The following is a 16,876-nucleotide window of genomic DNA, read 5'->3' as shown; positions in this document are numbered from 1 at the left end:
TCAGTTTCCCTTCAGTGCGGTGGCGATGGACTGCTCGAGCAGGTCGATGCCCTGGTGGAGCTCGGACTCCTCGATGGTCAGCGGCGGGGCCATCCGGATCACGCCGCCGAGCCCGGGCAGCTGCACGATGTTGATGTGCAGGCCCAGCTCCAGCGCGGCGGCCGTGACCGAGCGGCCGAGCGCGTCGGCGGGCGTCTTCGAGTCCTTGTCGGTGACGAGCTCGACGCCCTGCAGGAGCCCGCGTCCGCGGACGTCGCCGACGACGTCGTACCGGTCGCGGAGGTCGAGCAGCCGGTCGCCGAGGACCTTGCCGAGTACCGTCGCGCGATGGGCGAGCCCGTCGCGCTCGACGACGTCGAGGACGGTGTTGGCGACCGCGGCGGCGAGCGGGTCGGAGGAGTGCGTGGTGAAGAAGAGGTGACCGCGCTCATGGCAGCGCTCCTCGATCTCAGCGGAGGTGACCACGACCGCGACGGGCAGCCCCGCGCCGAGCGTCTTCGACAGCGTGATGATGTCGGGCACCACGCCGTCGCGCTCGACGGCGTACATGGTGCCGGTGCGGCCGAGCCCGGTCTGGGCCTCGTCGACGACGAGCAGCATGCCGCGCTCGCGGCACTTCTCGTGGAGCCGGGCGAGGTAGCCGTCGGGCAGCTCGAGGATGCCGCCCGAGGACAGGATGGGCTCGACGAGGCAGGCCGCCAGGCTGCCCGACGACTGGCGGTCGAGGGTGGCGAAGCCGTAGTCGAGCTCGGTCTCCCAGTCGTGGCTGCCGTCGGCGCGCCGGAAGGGTGAGCGGTACGCATCGGGCGCGGGCAGCGTGAGGTTGCCGACGGGAGGCGGTCCATAGCCGTGGCGTCCCGCGCTGAAGGTCGCGCCCGCGGCCCCGGTCGTCATGCCGTGCCACGACCGGTCGAGGGCGACGACCTCGTAGCGGCCCGTCGACAGCTTGGCCATCTTGATCGCGGCCTCGTTGGCCTCGCCGCCGGTGCTCAGCAGCTGCATGCGGCTCAGCGGTCCGGGCAGGCTGGCCGCCAGGCGACGGGCGAGCTCGACGACCGGTCGGCTGAGCATCCCGGAGTAGAGGTGGTCGAGCGTCGCGATCGACTCGGACACGGTCCGCACCACCTCGGGGTGCGAGTGGCCGAGGACGGCGCTCATCTGGCCGGAGGTGAAGTCGAGGATCGCCCGACCCTGCTCGTCGTAGACGAACGCACCCGCGGCCCGCTCGATCACGCGCGGCGTGAACCCGCCGCCGTACCGGATCAGGTGCTGTTCGGCGTCCTGCCAGAACGTGTCCTCGCCCATGCCACCCCTCCCGGGTCGTCGCTGCTGCGCACAGCCTGCCAGATCAATGTTGCGACATACATGTCTCAAATGAGACGGTTGTGTCGCATGAAGGGAGCGACTCATGGGAGCGGACCGCACTGACGTCCTCGGCGCCGCGCAGCGCCTGCTCAACCGGGACCCCGGGGCGTCGATGTCGGCCATCGCCGACGCCGCCGGTGTCAGCCGCGCGACGCTGCACCGCCACGTCGACTCGCGTGATGCCCTGCTCGTCGAGCTGGGCACCCGCTCGCTCGACCAGTGGGAGCGGAGGCTCGACGGGGTCGCCGTCGAGGAGGTCGCCGCGACCGGCGACGCGGCCGCGATCCGCGCCGTGCTCGAGGCGTTGGTCCTCGGCTACGTCGACGACGCCGACGACCACGGCTTCGCCCTCACCGACCACGTCATCCTCGCCAACGCGGAGCTCATCGAGCGCACGCAGCGGCTGGCCGACCGCGAGGCCGTCCTCTTCGCCGCCGCCCAGGAGGCCGGCGTCCTGCGGACCGACCTGCCGCTGCGCTGGTTCGGCCACACGATCTACGGCCAGCTCGTCGCCGGCCGCGAGGCCGTCCGCCTCGGCGACGTCGCCCGCCGCGACGTGGCCCACCTCGTCCTGTCCACCCTGCTCGCCGGAGTCACCTCACCATGACCGCCACCGACGTCCCCACCACCTCGTCCGCCCGCACTGCCGCCGACCCGCGGCGCTGGTGGGCGCTCGCCGTCCTCGCGGCCAGCCTCCTCGTCGTCGTCATGGACATGACGATCCTCAACGTCGCGCTCCCCGCGATGACCGCAGAGCTCCGCCTCGGCGCGGTCTCGCAGCTGTGGGTGGTGGACGCCTACGCCCTCGCCCTGGCGGGGCTCCTCATCCCGGTCACGGCCCTCGGCGACCGCTGGGGACGCAAGCGGATGCTCGTCACCGGCTACGCCGCGTTCGCCGTCGGGTCGGTCGCCGTGCTGTGGGCGGACAGCGCCGCCGCGGTGATCTCGATCCGCGCCCTGCTCGGCGTGGGTGGCGCGATGGTGATGCCGTCGACGCTCTCGCTGATCCGCTCGATCTTCGACGACGCGCGCGAGCGGACCCTGGCCCTCAGCGTGTGGGGTGCGACCGCGGCGCTGGGCGCGGGCGTCGGCCCCGTGGTCGGCGGTGCCCTGCTCGAGTCCTTCAGCTGGCACTCCGCGTTCCTGGTCAACGTGCCGCTGATGGTGGTCGCGATCGCGCTCGCGCTCTGGCTGCTCCGCGAGAACCGCTCGACGCGGCCGGGGCGCATCGACGTCGTCGGCGTGCTCACGTCGGCCGGCGGCCTGACCGCCTTCGTCTACGCCGCCAAGCAGCTCGGCAAGCACGGGCCGAGCGTCGCGACGGTGCTGCTGCTCGTCCTCGGCGTCGCGCTCCTGGCGGCGTTCGCCCGGCTCTCGCTGCGCTCGGACCGGCCGATGCTGGACGTCCGGCTGTTCGGGCACCCGGTGCTCCGCGCGGGAGTCGTCGCGGCGCTCGCGAGCAGCGCGGCGATGGCGGCCGTGCTCTTCGTGGGCAGCCAGTGGCTCCAGCTGGCGGAGGGGATGAGCCCGCTCCGCGCCGGGTTCGCCCTGCTGCCGATGGCGGTCGGCGCGATGGTCGCCTCGCCGTTCGCCCCGGGCCTGGCCGAGCGGACGAGCCCGCGGATCGTGCTCGCCGGCGGACTCGTCGTCCTGGCGACCGGCCTCGCGCTGCTCGCCGTCCTGCCGGCGACCTACCCGTTCGTGGTGCTGGCCTTCACGATCGTGGGGCTCGGCACCTCGGCCCTCGGCCTGGGGTCCGCCCTCATCATGGGCGCCGCCACCGACGACCAGGCCGGCTCGGCGGCAGCGCTGGAGGAGATCACCTACGAGCTCGGTGCGGTCCTCGGCATCACGTTCTTCGGCAGCCTGGTCGGCGCGGTCTACCGCGCCGGCCTGCCGGACGGGGTCGGCCCGGACGTCACCGAGTCGCTCGCCGGCGCGACGGGCGGTCCGTGGTTTGCCGACGCCAGCGACGCCTTCGTCACCGCCTTCGCCTCGCTGGGCGCCGTGAGTGCCGTCCTCGCCCTGCTGGCGGCGTACGCCGTCTGGCGCCTGGTCCCCGACGACCTCAGCCTCGGCGACTCGCAGCACTGACCGGGACGACTGGCCCTAGAGTCACGCCATGGCTCGCTACGGCGCTCAGTTCGGTCCCGACATCACCTTCCTGGGCGTGCCCGCCTGCGACCTCGACGACGAGTCGACCTATGCTGGTGCGGACGTCGTCGTGGTCGGCGCTCCGTTCGACGGAGGTACGTCGCACCGGCCGGGGACGCGGTTCGGGCCGCAGGCCATCCGGATGACCGACTACCTGCCCCACGACGGCTCGCGGCCCTCGCTGGCGCTGCGCACGGACGGCCTCCAGGACCTCCGCGTGGTCGACGCGGGCGACGTCGAGATGCCACCCGGCGACATCGAGCGCGCGCTCGGCGTGCTCGAGGCCGCGGTCGAGAAGGTCGCCCGGGCGGGTGCCATCCCGGTCGTGCTCGGTGGCGACCACTCGATCGCCTTCCCGGACGCCAAGGGAGTGGCCAACGTGGTCGGCCACGGCCGCGTCTCGATGATCCACTTCGACGCGCACGCCGACACCGGCGACATCGAGTTCGGCTCGCTGTGGGGGCACGGTCAGCCGATGCGACGGCTCATCGAGTCCGGCGCGCTGCGCGGCGACCGGTTCCTCCAGGTCGGGCTGCGCGGCTACTGGCCCGGCCCCGAGACCCTCGACTGGATGGCCGCCGAGAGGATGCGGTCCTACGAGATGACCGAGATCGTCCACCGCGGCCTCGAGGATTGCCTGACCGAGGCCTTCACGATCGCCACCGACGAGTGCGACGGCGTCTTCCTGTCCGTCGACATCGACGTCTGCGACCCCGGCCACGCGCCCGGCACCGGCACTCCCGAGCCGGGTGGTCTGTCGGCGCGCCAGCTCCTCGACGCCGTACGACGCATCTGCCTGGAGCTGCCCGTCGTCGGGGTCGACGTGGTGGAGGTGAGCCCGCCCTACGACCACGCCGACATCACGGCCGCCCTCGCCAACCGCGTGGTCCTCGAGGCGCTGTCCGCGATCGCCCGCAAGCGGCGCGACGAGGCCGACGGCACCACGTGGGACCCGGCCCGACCCCTGCTGGACCGCTGACGCCTGACGCTGGTCGAAGAGGTCGCGCAGCGATTGTCACGAGACCGATCTCCGTGGTCTCGCGACAGGACTGCGTCCTTCCTCGACCAGCGGAGCCCAGGGTCAGCCTGTGACGGGAGCGGAGGTCTTGACCGGGGTGGGCCGCGGCGCCTGCTTGGTCGGCTTCTTGGTCGGCTTGGCCGGTGCCTGCTGCACGGCGGGCTGGGCCATCGGACCACCGCAGGTGGCCGAGGCGAGGACGGCGACGGTCTGGCCGCCGACCTCGAGGCGCAGGCCCTCGACGGTGAAGTTCTCACCGTCGCGCACCTGGTGGTTGAGGGTGATCCTGGCGACCGCAGCCAGCTCCGGCGGGAGCAGCTGCGTCTCGGGCGCCACCTCGCCGGCGAGCACCGGCTGCGGGGCGCCCAGCACCTTGACGTCGCTCAGGGTGACGGTGCCGGTCTGGTCGGTGCACTGCGTCTTCAGCGTGCCGAGGGTGGCGAGGTCGAGGATGTCGGTGTCGACCAGCTGGTTGCAGAAGGTCTGCGCGGCCTCGACCGTCGGGATCTCGACGACGGTGCCGAGCCCGGGCACCTGGTTGATCGCGTCGTTGAGCGGTGTCAGCACCTGGTTGGCCGGCGTCGCCTGGCCGAGGCCGGTGCACACCTGGTTGAGCTGGGCGATGCCGTCCTTGACCTCCGGCGGGAGCTGGGCGAGCGCGCTGCCCAGGGTCAGGTCGGTGACGGCGGCCGACGCGGTGTCGTTGCCGGCGCTGACCTCGAGCACACCGCCCGCGGCGAGCGGGCCGAGCTGGGCGGGGAGCGACCCGCCGCCCGTCTGGGTGCTGGTGCCGTCGGACGCCACCGCCGGCTGGCCGGGGGTACCGCCGACCGAGGCGCCGTACGCCGACGAGCTGGAGACCGTCTCCGAGCTCGCGGTGGTCGACGTGACGACCAGCAGGGCCGCCGCAGCGATCGCGAGGCCGGTGCTGCCTGCCTGGAGTGAGGTGCGCATGGTGTTCTCCCGTTGGTTCACTGCTGATCGATGAGGACGAGGGTGCCGAGCGGCACGTTGCTGAGCTGGTCGAGGGCGTCGGCAGGCACACGGACGCAGCCGTGGCTGACGGCCTTGCCGAACACCGAGGTGTCCGGCCAGCCGTGGAGGGCGACAGTGCCGGGGCCGCCGCCGTAGGTGTCGAGGGTGTCGCTGTGCGTGCCGAGCGGCAGGATCAGGGGCGAGAAGCCCTGCCCCTCGTCGACGATCGAGCCGAGCAGGAACGTGCGGCCCGTCGGGGTGGGCGTGGCCGGCGCCCCCACGGCGACCGGCCACTCCCCGACCGTCGCGCCGTCACGGACGAGCTCCATGCGGCGCGAGCCGACGTGCACGCGGACGACGTACGGCGTGTGCTTCTCGACGAGCTGCGCGGTGCGCACCCACCCGACCGATCCGTTGGGGCGCGAGGGCAGCAGCACGCGGGTCCAGCCCTTGCGCTGCTCGACCACCGGGAGCCAGGTGTCGTTCATCTGCGTCGGCGTGACCTTGGCGAAGGGCTTGCGGCCGGGCTCGGCGTAGACCGCGAGGACGCGGCGCGGGTGGACGACCGTGCCGTCCGTCGTGCCCGTCGGGTCGGGGTCGATCGGTGCGCGCGGCAGCTTGGCCTTCGTGGTCGAGGCGACCAGCTTGGTCAGGTCGACGTCCGCGACGGGACGGCGGTCCCGGGGCTGGTTGCCCCACGACGTGAGGGCCGCGATGACCGCGACGACGACCACGAGCAGCAGCGCGCTGGTGGTGCGCGAGCCGGCGGTCTGGCTGGGCTGTCGATCGGTCATGGGTCCCTCCTCCCGACGTGATCAACGACGAAGTCACCCGTTGGTAACGGTTGTCACACACGAAAATCTCGATCGGTCCCGACGGTGGTCGGACCGGCGCCCGGGACCGGTCCTAGGGTGCGTCCATGGATGCCGACGACACCGTGGTGGTGCGTCCCCGGCGCGACGGTGACGAGCAGCAGGTGCACGCGCTGCGGGAGCGGTCGGCCGACGGCGGTCGTGTCGCCTTCCGGCCGGTCCACCGCGTCAGCGACGAGGAGGCGGCGCGCGTCCGCCGGCCCGGGTCGATGTCGTGGGTCGCGGAGGCGGACGGCGCCGTCGTCGGCGAGGCCTCCCTGCACCTCTCCCGGGTGGCGGCGGGGGAGGAGGTCGTCCGACTCGCGTGGCTGCACGGCCTGAGCGTCGATCCCGACTGGCGCCGGCGCGGGATCGCCCGCCGGCTCACCGAGGCACGGCTGGGCGAGGTGGACCGTCTCGACGCGCCCGCCGTCGTCGCGGCCGCGATCCAGGCAGGCAACGCGCCCTCGATGGCGAGCGCTCGACGGTGGTGCGACCGAGTGCTGGGCCGGGTGCACGTCACCCCCGTACCTCCGCCGCGTCGCGCACCCTCGCCGCACCCGACGGTCACGGTGCGCGCGGCGACCGCGGACGACCTCGACGAGGTGGCGGCGGCCGTCCGCGAGGCCGCGCGGCAGCACGCGCTCGCGCCGGTCACGGACGCGCCGGAGCTGTCCCGGTGGCTCGCGGCCACGGTCGAGGGTGACCGCGTCCACGACTACCTGGTCGCGGTCGACCCGGCCGGCCGGCTGCTCGCCGGGATCGGCCTCCAGGACGAGGGCCGGGTGCAGAGCCTCGAGATCGTCTCGATGCCCGCGAGCATCCGGTTCGCCAACCGCTTCCTGCACGTCGTCCCCGCCGACGGCCGCATGCGCAACGGCAACGTCCGGATGCCGTTCGTGCGCGACGAGGCCGCGGCCCGTCATCTCTGGCAGGTGGCGCGCTGGCAGTGGCGCGACCGCACCAGCAGCCTCGTCACGATGACGGCGCCGGACGGTCCGCTCACCGCGATGCTGGCCTCGCCCCGCTGGCTGCCGCGCACCACCCTCGAGGTGGTCGTGCGCGACCACCCGGACGTCCGGCTGCCGGACCTGCCGCTCGCTCCCTGGGCCTGACTCGCCCTAGACGCCGAGCCCGAGCAGGCCGAGGGGCTCGGCCATCTCGGTCTCCTCGTAGGTGAAGTGCGACTCCAGGTCGGACCGGAGCTCGGCGACCGCCTCGACCAGGTCGGCGATGCGCGAGGAGTCGGAGTACGACGCGACGGCGAGGCCGTCGACCTTCTCGAGGTGGTCGTGGATGACCAGGTGCTCCTCGGCCAGCCGCGCCGCGACCGGGGCGTAGTCCTCGAGCGTCGCGACCGCCGGGAACATCGCCTGGTCCTCGATCGAGTGGTGCATCGTCAGCATCGTGCACACCTGCCGGCAGAGCCCGGCCGCCTGCTGCGCGGTCAGTGCCGGAGCGAGGCCGTGCACCCCGGCTCGTACGGCGTCGAGCTCGCCGGTCCCGTCGCGGACCGCCTCGACCGCCCGGGTCATCGTCTCGAGCTGCTGGCGGAAGTGGTCGTGGATCTGTCTCAGGTGGAGACCGCCGACCTTCTGGCCGGGCGTCAGCTCGATGGAACCCGCCACGCGCGGACGGGTGGCGTCGTCGATCGGCACGGGCAGAGCCTAGGCGGAGTCCTCAGCCGGCCGTGGGGTGTGCTCGCACCATGCCGCGGTGCATCACGCGATCGCCGACCACGCCGTCGTGGTCCCCGCGGTGCATCACGGCGGCGTTGTCCCAGATCACGAGGTCGTCGGGGGCCCACCGGTGCGACACCACGTTGTCCGGAGCGGTCGAGTGCTCGAACAGGAGGCGGACCAGCTCCTCGGACTCCTCCGGGTCGAGCCCGCTGACCGCGGCGCACCTCGCCGGGGTGGTGAGGAAGAGCGCCGTGCGGCCGGTCAGCGGGTGCGGCCGCAGCACGGGGTGGTCGGCGGACGACTCGCCCTCGACCGGGTCGACACCCGTCACGACGTGCGTGATGGTGCGGCCCTCCACGCGGCTGCGCAGGTCGTCGGGGAGCGTGTCGGCGGCGTGGTACTGGTCGGTGAACTGGGTGGCGCCGCCCTGCGCGGGCACGGTCACCGCCCTCAGTGCGGTGTACGCCGGTGGCTGCGCGACGTAGCTGGTGTCCACGTGGAACGAGCTCCTCGGCGGAGCGTCGGTGCCCCACCGGCCGACGTTGCTGATGACGTTGAGGTCGGGGTGCCCCTCGAGGTGCTCCTCGCCGGCCGTGAAGGTCAGGTCGCCGAACCCCTTCAGGAACGCCAGGAACTCGTCGTCGTCGAGCGGCTGGTCGGGCAGCACCGCGAACCCGTGGTCCGCGAGCAGGCCGGGCAGCACGCCTGCCAGGGCGGTCGGGTCGTCGGCGATGCGGATGCCGGTGATCCGTACGCCGGCCGGGTGGAGCAGGTCGGTCCTCATCGGGTCGGGTCCTTCCGTGGAGGGGTCGCGGGGGCGAGGTGCTGGTCGGGTCCGGGAGTCCCCGGAGGAGTCGCCACGAGCGCCAGCGAGCTGGTGAGCAGGTCGGGGAGCGCCAGCCCCGCGGCCCGCGCCATCGTGACCACGACCGACGACGGGGCGAAGGAGCAGTAGAGCGAGGCCTCGAGGAAGTACGGCGTCCCGCCGGGGTCGACCCGGAAGTCGAACAACCCGTGGTGGCGGCAGCCGAGGGCGTCGTAGGCGAGCAGGGCCGCGTCCTGGACCGCCCGGGTCATCCCCGCGGTGGCCGGGTCGTCGGGGTCGAGCACCCACGCGTGGTCGGCGTCCTTGGCCACCAGGCCGAGGTCGCCCGCGTCGTCGCGGCGCAGCTTGTCGTCGTGGTCCCGCACGGGCTTGTGCTCGGCGTCGACGGCGTACTCCTCCAGGGGCAGGCACCGCAGCGTGTCGCCGTGCTGCACCACACCGCACCGGACCTCGTGTCCGAGCTCGACGTAGGACTCCACCAGCACCCGGCCGCCTGTCGCGTGCTGCGCCGCTTCGCGCACCGCGTCGTCCCACTCGGCGGCGGCCCGCACGAGCCGGACGCCGAGGGAGTTGTCGGAGTCGGCCGGCTTGACGACCACCGGGAGGTCGATCGCGAGCGTCTCGACGGAGGCGCCGGCGAGCACCACCTGCGAGTCCGGGACGGCGACGCCCGCGGCCTTCACCACGGCGGAGGCGCGCGGCTTGTCGGCCCCCAGCGCCATCGTGTCCGGCCGGTTGCCGACGTAGGGGATGTCGAGCAGCTCGAGCAGCCCGCGGTAGGTGGTCATCCCGGGGCGGCAGAACATCTGGGGGAGTGCGGCGTCGATGCCGAGCGTCGCGAGCCGGTCCACCGCCTGTCCCAGGTCCAGTGCAGGTGCCTGCGCCAGGGAGGCGTCGTCGAGGGCGGCGGGGAACCGCCAGGCGCCGCCCGGCGACACGTGCGCGACGACGTGCTCGAGGCCCTCGAGGGTGCCGACGGCGTCGAGGCAGCCGCGGGCGTAGAGGCGCGAGACGTCGTCCAGGAGAGGGTCGACGGCGGAGCCGGTCAGGTGCAGCAGCCGCACGTCAGTCCCCCGCCGGCTCGACGAGCTTGCCGATGTTGACGTCGATCTTGAGCCAGGGTCGGCCGCGACGCAGGTTCTGCCACAGCAGCGACGGCAGGTGGAGGTGGTGCAGCAGGAGGAACGGCAACGGGTCGTGGCCGTCGAGGACGGACTCGTCGCCGCGGAGCACGGTGCGCAGGCGGCCGGGCGCACTGGCCGGGTGCCGGACGGACTGCCACAGCTCGTGGTGGAGCCAGTACGTCGGTGCGCCGCCGACCGCAGGCTCGACCGGCGGGGCGTCGTCCTCGAGGTACGCGGCCGCCACCTCGGGCCGTCCGGCCAGCAGGGTGATCGCCGAGTGCGCGCGCGGGTTGCACTCGATGGCGCGAACCACGCCGTCGGCTCCCTCGATGAAGTCGAACGAGACCTGGCCGGTCAGTCCGTAGTCCGACACGAACCGCTCGACCCACGCGCGCACGCCCGCGTGCTCGACGTGCTCGTAGGTGAGCTGCCACGCGGACGAGCGGCAGCAGACGTACACCTGCAGCCTGCCTCCCCGCGCCGTCCCATGGGTGCACCACTCGGTGCCCTCCAGCAGCTCCTGCAGGATGAAGGGGTGCTCCGCGGAGATCGGCAGGCCGCGGACGAAGTCCGCCGTCTCCTCGGCCGTCGGACGTGGCAGCGGCGTGAGGTCGAGCCGCAGCACCGGGTCGTAGGGGATGCTCTTGAGCACCCACGGGCCGGGGTGCGCCGAGAAGTCGAAGTCGAGGACCTGCTGGGGATCGGTGATCCGGTGCGTCCGCGGGACGGGCAGGTCGATGGCGGCCGCCATCTCGGCGAAGGCGTGCTTGTCGTCGACGCGGCGGAGGGTCTCGGTGTCGAGGTGGACGACCTCGCAGAGGTCGCCGAGCCGTGCTGCGGCCTCGGCCTCGGGCACGCTCGACGCGGGGCTGGACACCGGGATCCACACGTCCACTCCCTCGGCCCGGACGACGCGCTCGACAGCGTCGACGTACGCCGGCGTGCCCGGGTCGGGGACCACGTGGAAGGCCGCGACCGCGCGGGAGAAGCGGTGTGCGGTCCACCGGTAGCGGGCGGTCTCCACCAGCACGACGCGGTGGCCGGCGGCGTGCAGGAGCCGGGCCAGGACGAGTGACTTGGTCATCTTGCCGCCGCTGAGCAGCACGGTCCGAGGTCGCGGCGACGCCTGGCGGGCGTGCGGACCGCGGCGGGCGACCGCGGCGCCGACGAGGAGCAGGTTGAGGGGCAGCGTCGCCTCCAGCAGACCGATGGCCGCGACCGACCGCGCACGCTCGCGCAGCGCCGGCCTCACGGGCGCCGGACCCGGCGGGCGAGGGTCACCCCGTCGCGCAGCGGCACCAGGACCTGCTCCACCCGCTCGTCGGCCGCCAGGGCGAGGTTGAAGGTGGTGATGGCGACACCGTTGGCCGACGCCCCGCCCGGACCGGCCGCCCAGGGCTCGCCCTGCATGAGGGTGTTGTCGATGCAGAGCAGCCCGTCCTCGGCCAGCAGGTCGAGGTCGAGCAGGTCGCGCACGTAGCCGTCGTACCCGGGCTTGTCGGCGTCGAGGAAGACCAGGTCGAAGCGGTCGCCGTTCGAGGCGAGGTCGCGGAGGGTCGTTGCTGCCGGGCCCACCCGGACGTCGACCCGGTCGCCGCCGCGCGCCTGCGCGAACGCGGAGCGGGCGATCTCGGCCGCGCGGTCGTCGATCTCGCACGCCACCACCCGGCCACCGTCGGGCAGGGCCTGGGCCATGGCGAGCGCCGAGTACCCGGTGAACATGCCGATCTCGAGGACGTCGACGGCGCCGGTGGCGGCGACCAGCATCCGCAGGAACGCGCCCTCCACCGCGCCGCTCAGCATCTCCTGCTCGAGCGGACCGGGGGAGTCGGTCCACGGCTCATGCCGCGTACGACGCTCGAGCTCGACGAGGTCGGCGGTGGGTGCGGTCGTGCTGCGGGCCACGTAGTCGTCGAGACCGCGGACGAGGTCCCGTGCGCGGGACAGGTCACCCATCAGGTCCTCGCCCACCTCCTCGCCCGCGTCCAGCCGGCGCACGACCGAGTCGAGCAGCGCGCCCGCGATCCCCACGGGCGTCACCGGCCGTGGGGATCGCGTGGCCTGGTCGTGGGCGCTGCTCACCGGACCTCGGGGGCCGTGTACTGCTCCACGCCCTCGCCGCCGCGCGGGTAGCCGGAGGCCAGCTCCTTGTGGACCGTGAGCAGCTCGGCCAGCTCGTCCGCGGTCAGGTCGTTGAGGAAGTGGCAGGTGCCGATCGGGCCCGGCACGGCCGCGCGCAGCAGCCCGTCCCGGGTCTGGAGGATCGAGTCCGTCGCCCGCCGGACCAGGTCGGCGGTGAAGAGCGGGTTGTCGATCGCGAGACCGACCGAGCTGAAGAGACCGTGGATCCGGTCGCGGTCACCCTCGGAGATGAGACCGCGGTGGGCGGCGACGGTCGCCGAGTAGGCCATGTCCACGCTGATGGCGTGGCCGTGGAACAGCGGGGGGTCGGGGGCGAGCTCGAGGGTCGGGCTCCAGGTGTGGCCGTACGCGATCACCCGGTCGAGGTCGAGCTCGTGGAGGTTGGGCACCTCGAGCTCGAGCATGGTCCGGATGGCGTCGTAGGTGATCGAGTCCGCCACCTCGCGCAGGTGCTCGGCGCCCTCGGCCTGGCCGAAGGAAGTGGTCAGCAGCTCCTCGGCGTACTTCTCGAGCTGGTCGAAGATGCCGCCGTGGGCGACCACCGCGATCTTGATGATCTCGGCGATGCCGTTGCGGACCTGGTCCACCGGGAGCGTGCGCAGCATCGAGAAGTCGAGCAGCACCTGCTTGCTGGCGTGGTAGGCGCCGAGCCGGTTCTTGTGCTTGCCGTGGTTGGCCCCCACCTTGATCGAGACGCTGGCGTCGATCAGGCCGATGAGGGTGGTGGGGATGCGGACGTAGTCCGTGCTGCGCTTGTAGGACGCGCACGCGAAGCCGGCGACGTCGGTGGTGAGCCCGCCGCCGACGACGAGGACGCGGTCCTTGCGGTTGAGCCCGGACGCGGCGAACGCGTCCACGATCTCCTCGAGCGTGCGCAGCGACTTCGCGGTCTCCGCGATGCGCACCGGCACGACGTCGAGCTCGATGCCGTGGTGGGCGAAGTACTCCTCGGCAGCGGACCTGTGGAGTCGCAGCACGTTCTCGTCGATGACCATGAGGCACCGCTCCTGGCCGGCGAACGCGGACGCGAGCTGCGGGTTGCCCAGGTCGAAGACCCCGTCGACGTAGTCGAGGGTGTAGTCGATCTTCTCGTAGGCCTCGACGTGGAAGCTCGTCGGCGTCGCCGTCAGGCGGGCGAGGGGCCGGTCGAGGATCTCGCTCATGCGCGCAGGTCCTCCAGGCTCACCGACTCAACCCGGCGGGTGGGCCCGAAGTCGTGGTCCACCGTGTTGCCGTTGGGGAAGGCGACCACCTCGACGCCGGCGGCACGTGCGGACTCGACACCGCCGAGGTTGTCCTCGATGGCGACGGCGTCGTCGGCGGGCACCCCGAGGGTCCGCAGGGCGACCGTGTACGCCTCGGGGTCCGGCTTGCGCTCGGACACCTGGGACTGGTCGACGACCACGCCGAAGTCGTCGAAGTCGACCTTGCCGCTCAGGGCGTCGCGCAGCGCGGCGAGGTTGTCGGCCGACGTCGTGGTCACCAGGCCGAGCTGGTGGCCCTCGTCCTTGGCGGCCCGCATCGTCTCGGCGACGCCCTCGCGCGGCGAGACGTCGGTCGAGCGGAGGGTCTCCTGGTAGATGCGCGACTTGGTGGCGTGGACGGCGTCGGCGTCGACGTCCTCCCCGCGCTCCGCGGCGTAGGACGCGACACGGTCGCGGCCTCCGTTGGAGTCGAGGAGACCGGCGTAGGTCTCCCGGTCCCACGTCCAGTCGAGGCCGTGCTCGGCGAACGCCTGGTTGAAGGCGTCGCGCTGGATCTCGGAGGTGTCGGCGAGCGTGCTGATCGAGCCGAACAGGATGGCGGTCAAGGCGGTGCCTCTCTGTAGTCGACGTCCCGTTCGTCCGAGCCGCCGACGGCGGCGGAGAATCCGAACAAGAACCTGTACGACGTGTATAACGGCGTCACCGGGGCCGGACAAGGGCCGATCCCCTGCACCTGACCCCTTGGGGTGACCTGCTCGTCGAGGCGGTCACCCGGCGCGATGCTGCGTACCCTGTCCTCGTCGTCCAGAGCCGGACGAAGGCCGTGCCTGGGAGGCGGTGGACCACCATGACGTCCGGGTCGGCAGCGCGCTTCGGCATCGGGGTCCTGGCCGAGCGCACCGGGCTCACCCCCGAGGTGGTGCGGGCCTGGGAGCGGCGCTTCGGGCTGGAGATCGGCGTCCGGACGTCGGCGGGGCACCGCCGCTACACCGACGACGACGTCTCCCTCGTGCGCGAGATCCTCGACGGCCGCGATCGCGGGCTCACGCTGGCGGTCGCGATCAAGGCCGCCACCGACCGGGCGCGTGGTGCGGACCGGGCGTCGGTGCACGCCACGCTGGCCGACGAGCACCCTGAGCTGCGACGCATGCGGCTCGACCACCGGACCCTGGTCGCGCTGTCCACCGCGATGGAGGACGAGCTGATGGCCCGGGGAGAGCCGACCGTCGTGTGGGGCGGCTTCCAGGACGGCCAGGCGTTCGACAGGTCCCGCGGGCGCTGGGAGGAGCTCGCGCGGACCTCGACGTGGTGCGTGGTGCTGGCGGACTTCACCGGCTGGCCCCACGACGAGGAGGCCCCGGAGGGAGCCGGCCGCGCCGGACGTCCGGTCCTGGTCGACCTGCCTCCGGACTCGCCCATGCTGCGCGAGTGGTGCGTCGTCGCGCTCGCCCCCGGCTTCGCGGTCCTCCTGTCCGCCTGGGAGGTGCCCTCGTCGTCGGGCCCGCGGACCTACGAGACGTTCCTCAGCACGCGTCGCTCGGTGGTCGTCTCGGCCGCACGTGCCCTGACCGCGATCACGAGCCGCGCCGGCGTCGCGGCACCGCCCGAGGTGGACCGGGTGCTGGTCGACGCCGGGGAGGTCGAGACGTCGGTGCGTGACTCCGACCGCCTCTGGGCGCGTGCCATCGAGGCACTCGCGGGCCAGGCCGGGCGGCAGCGCTAGCCGCCCGTCGCCAACCCTGAACGACGAGAACCCCACCGGGACAAGCGTTCCGGTGGGGTTCTTCTCGTTGAGCCGTTCTGCGCGCCTGTAGGGATTCGAACCCCAAACCTTCTGATCCGTAGTCAGATGCTTCCCGAGGCCGAGACGAACAGAAGCGAACGGTGTACCCGTGTTTTCGCAGGTCAGAGGCCATGCACGTGCACTGTTCGTCTCAGTTCGTGTCGTTACCAAACTGTGCCATTTCGACCCCAGTGAGACTGCGCGTGAGACCGGCGGTGCTGCGGCCACACCAAGGCGGGTTCATGGTGGGGCGTCGCCTCGTCGGGTGGAGCGCCGAAGCCGTGTCGGTCGCTCACCGACTGAGGCGACATCCCGGCGACCGGATCCGCCGATGCGCGTGGTGTCCCCGGCCGCGACGCCCCGCCCTGCCACGGTACGGCCGGCGCGCAGGTGCAGGCCCGAACAGAGGCCCGCACACCCGCCATCGTGGACTGACGACCGGCAGGTCGGCGAAGTCACGACTCGCGGTCGATGGGACGCACGGGTCAGGCGTTCGGTGCGCAGGCGTTGCACACCCACGGGAACTCGTCTCGGACCAAGCTGTCTGCCGACAGGCCGCACGAGTAGCACAGCCCGCGTGCGTGCAGGTGATCGACGCACAGGTTTAGTCGCGTCCTGCCCTGGTCTCCCAACGACTCGTAGTGATCCCTCCACTCGCACACTCTCGGACCATCCGGGCCGTCAAGGCTGAGCGCTACTTGAAGGTCCTCGAGGGATGAAGGTGCCGTTGTCATGAGATACCCATCGTTAAGAGGTAAACGTCCTAACGATTATTGGGCCTCGGTCGATCTCGCGTGCAGCGACGCGCCCGCCGCCCCCTCAGGTGCTGCGGCGCCGAGGGCCCTTGACGCGTGAGCGCCGCGCGGGTGCGTCCGGCTGCGAAGGGGGCGGCGTCAGGCCCTTCATCAGGCGACCAGGGTCCATGTCGAGCGCAGCGGCGACTTTGAGGATGTTGTGCAAGGTCAGGTTGTTCTGGCCGCGCTCGACCTGCCCCAGGTAGCTCCAGTGGAGTTCGGAGCTCTCCGCCAGGTCCTCTTGGCTCATCTCCAACTCGAGACGCCGGGCGCGAACCCGGCGGCCGAACTCCCCGGCGGCGTCTGAGATCGGTGGCTTGAGTGGGGGCGCGGGCATGCGCACACTTCATCCATCTCGAGCTTTCCCATCCAGAGGCTATTCGTCTAGGACGAATGCGTCCTAACGAGGTTGCGGGACGCCTCGCGCGAGCGAGTGCTCCTACCAAGCGCCGAGGATGACTTGTTTGGCGTGCGTACGCGAAGTGCCGGGTGCGGCCGGGTCAGAACCGGCACGGCTCCCGTGCTCGTCCAGGTAGTTCGGACTACCCGAAAAAGTCAGTTTGGACTACGGGAAACAGGGTAGACAGCCGTTGCGGACGACGTTCACCCGGCGTTAGCGTCGACCGTTGCTTCGGGGCGTTGCTTCCCCGGGCGCAGGAGGGTCGAGTCCGATCGACCACCTTTCAAGACGAGCTCCAGCCCTAACCACGTCGCCTCCGTGAGGTCGGTGTGGCTCTTATGGGGCTGGAGTTCGCCACGTAAGTGTGACCTAGGTCACACTCCGTGTCAGGTTGCGCTTGGCGAGCCACTGAGCCCGATCTCGACGGTCGGGATGCAGTTGCGGAGCGCTCGGCGTCGCCCTCAAACTTGGGTACGACGTCCCCGTTGTTGGGGCCGCGCTGCACACCATGGTTCGCCTGTTGCGGGTACGAATCTCCCGGTGGTCGGAACCCACTG

16 protein-coding genes and 1 tRNA gene are annotated in these 16,876 nt (G+C 72.2%); 5 read left to right on the top strand and 12 right to left on the bottom strand.

The window, feature by feature from the left end; translation table 11 throughout:
- Window positions 1-1,305 (bottom strand): aspartate aminotransferase family protein, encoded by a 1,305-nt coding sequence (locus L2K70_RS11335; protein WP_236401946.1) that lies wholly within the window; start codon window positions 1,303-1,305, stop codon window positions 1-3.
- A 103-nt stretch (window positions 1,306-1,408) separates the two neighbouring features.
- On the opposite strand from L2K70_RS11335, the gene L2K70_RS11330 reads away from it, so the two are divergent.
- Genes L2K70_RS11330 through speB form a run of 3 tightly spaced genes read left to right on the top strand, consistent with a single transcriptional unit; the run spans window position 1,409 to window position 4,498 of the window.
- On the top strand, window positions 1,409-1,972 hold the full coding sequence (locus tag L2K70_RS11330) for a TetR/AcrR family transcriptional regulator (RefSeq protein ID WP_236401945.1): 564 nt from the start codon (window positions 1,409-1,411) through the stop codon (window positions 1,970-1,972).
- Window positions 1,969-3,459, top strand: a complete 1,491-nt coding sequence (locus tag L2K70_RS11325) for an MFS transporter (RefSeq protein WP_236401944.1) — start codon at window positions 1,969-1,971, stop codon at window positions 3,457-3,459. Before L2K70_RS11330 ends, L2K70_RS11325 begins: the two co-directional genes overlap by 4 nt.
- Before the next feature lie 28 nt (window positions 3,460-3,487).
- Entirely contained in the window at window positions 3,488-4,498 is a 1,011-nt protein-coding gene (gene speB / locus L2K70_RS11320) for an agmatinase (protein ID WP_236401943.1), read from the top strand.
- 102 nt (window positions 4,499-4,600) lie between these two features.
- Here the strand turns inward: speB and L2K70_RS11315 are convergent, their stop codons facing one another.
- Together L2K70_RS11315 and ldt-CoaP are read right to left on the bottom strand one after the other, a co-directional pair.
- Window positions 4,601-5,491: a hypothetical protein gene (locus L2K70_RS11315; protein ID WP_236401942.1), complete on the bottom strand. Its 891-nt coding sequence runs from the start codon at window positions 5,489-5,491 to the stop codon at window positions 4,601-4,603.
- A gap of 17 nt (window positions 5,492-5,508) precedes the next feature.
- Window positions 5,509-6,306 (bottom strand): L,D-transpeptidase, encoded by a 798-nt coding sequence (gene ldt-CoaP / locus L2K70_RS11310; RefSeq protein WP_236401941.1) that lies wholly within the window; start codon window positions 6,304-6,306, stop codon window positions 5,509-5,511.
- A 125-nt stretch (window positions 6,307-6,431) separates the two neighbouring features.
- Between ldt-CoaP and L2K70_RS11305 the strand changes: the two genes are divergently transcribed.
- Window positions 6,432-7,478: a GNAT family N-acetyltransferase gene (locus tag L2K70_RS11305; protein WP_236401940.1), complete on the top strand. Its 1,047-nt coding sequence runs from the start codon at window positions 6,432-6,434 to the stop codon at window positions 7,476-7,478.
- A gap of 6 nt (window positions 7,479-7,484) precedes the next feature.
- Here L2K70_RS11305 and L2K70_RS11300 read toward each other — a convergent pair whose 3' ends face one another.
- From L2K70_RS11300 to L2K70_RS11270, 7 genes are read right to left on the bottom strand one after another with little or no spacing between them, the layout of a single operon-like run.
- Window positions 7,485-8,021 (bottom strand): hemerythrin domain-containing protein, encoded by a 537-nt coding sequence (locus tag L2K70_RS11300; RefSeq protein WP_236401939.1) that lies wholly within the window; start codon window positions 8,019-8,021, stop codon window positions 7,485-7,487.
- Between the two features lie 22 nt (window positions 8,022-8,043).
- Window positions 8,044-8,829 carry a TauD/TfdA dioxygenase family protein gene (locus tag L2K70_RS11295; RefSeq protein ID WP_236401938.1) on the bottom strand — a complete coding sequence of 262 codons (786 nt, stop codon included), beginning with the start codon at window positions 8,827-8,829 and terminating at the stop codon, window positions 8,044-8,046.
- Window positions 8,826-9,935 carry a D-alanine--D-alanine ligase family protein gene (locus L2K70_RS11290; protein ID WP_236401937.1) on the bottom strand — a complete coding sequence of 370 codons (1,110 nt, stop codon included), beginning with the start codon at window positions 9,933-9,935 and terminating at the stop codon, window positions 8,826-8,828. Before L2K70_RS11290 ends, L2K70_RS11295 begins: the two co-directional genes overlap by 4 nt.
- 1 nt (window position 9,936) lies before the next feature.
- Window positions 9,937-11,247, bottom strand: a complete 1,311-nt coding sequence (locus L2K70_RS11285) for an ATP-grasp domain-containing protein (RefSeq protein WP_236401936.1) — start codon at window positions 11,245-11,247, stop codon at window positions 9,937-9,939.
- Window positions 11,244-12,035, bottom strand: coding sequence for an O-methyltransferase (locus L2K70_RS11280; RefSeq protein ID WP_236401935.1), 792 nt, complete (start codon window positions 12,033-12,035; stop codon window positions 11,244-11,246). The genes L2K70_RS11285 and L2K70_RS11280 overlap by 4 nt, the downstream gene beginning before the upstream one ends.
- A 38-nt stretch (window positions 12,036-12,073) precedes the next feature.
- Window positions 12,074-13,300 carry a sedoheptulose 7-phosphate cyclase gene (locus L2K70_RS11275; protein WP_236401934.1) on the bottom strand — a complete coding sequence of 409 codons (1,227 nt, stop codon included), beginning with the start codon at window positions 13,298-13,300 and terminating at the stop codon, window positions 12,074-12,076.
- Window positions 13,297-13,947 (bottom strand): HAD family hydrolase, encoded by a 651-nt coding sequence (locus L2K70_RS11270; RefSeq protein WP_236401933.1) that lies wholly within the window; start codon window positions 13,945-13,947, stop codon window positions 13,297-13,299. The genes L2K70_RS11275 and L2K70_RS11270 overlap by 4 nt, the downstream gene beginning before the upstream one ends.
- A gap of 242 nt (window positions 13,948-14,189) precedes the next feature.
- On the opposite strand from L2K70_RS11270, the gene L2K70_RS11265 reads away from it, so the two are divergent.
- On the top strand, window positions 14,190-15,065 hold the full coding sequence (locus L2K70_RS11265; protein WP_236401932.1) for a DICT sensory domain-containing protein: 876 nt from the start codon (window positions 14,190-14,192) through the stop codon (window positions 15,063-15,065).
- Between the two features lie 80 nt (window positions 15,066-15,145).
- On the opposite strand, the gene L2K70_RS11260 is transcribed toward L2K70_RS11265, so the two are convergent.
- Both L2K70_RS11260 and L2K70_RS11255 read right to left on the bottom strand, forming a co-directional pair.
- Window positions 15,146-15,221, bottom strand: a tRNA-Arg gene (locus L2K70_RS11260).
- Between the two features lie 723 nt (window positions 15,222-15,944).
- On the bottom strand, window positions 15,945-16,256 hold the full coding sequence (locus L2K70_RS11255) for a helix-turn-helix domain-containing protein (protein WP_236401931.1): 312 nt from the start codon (window positions 16,254-16,256) through the stop codon (window positions 15,945-15,947).
- Window positions 16,257-16,876 lie beyond the last annotated feature (620 nt).

This window comes from Nocardioides potassii, from assembly GCF_021648885.1.
GTDB lineage: Bacteria > Actinomycetota > Actinomycetes > Propionibacteriales > Nocardioidaceae > Nocardioides > Nocardioides potassii.
This window is presented reverse-complemented; position numbering and strand designations above follow the sequence as displayed.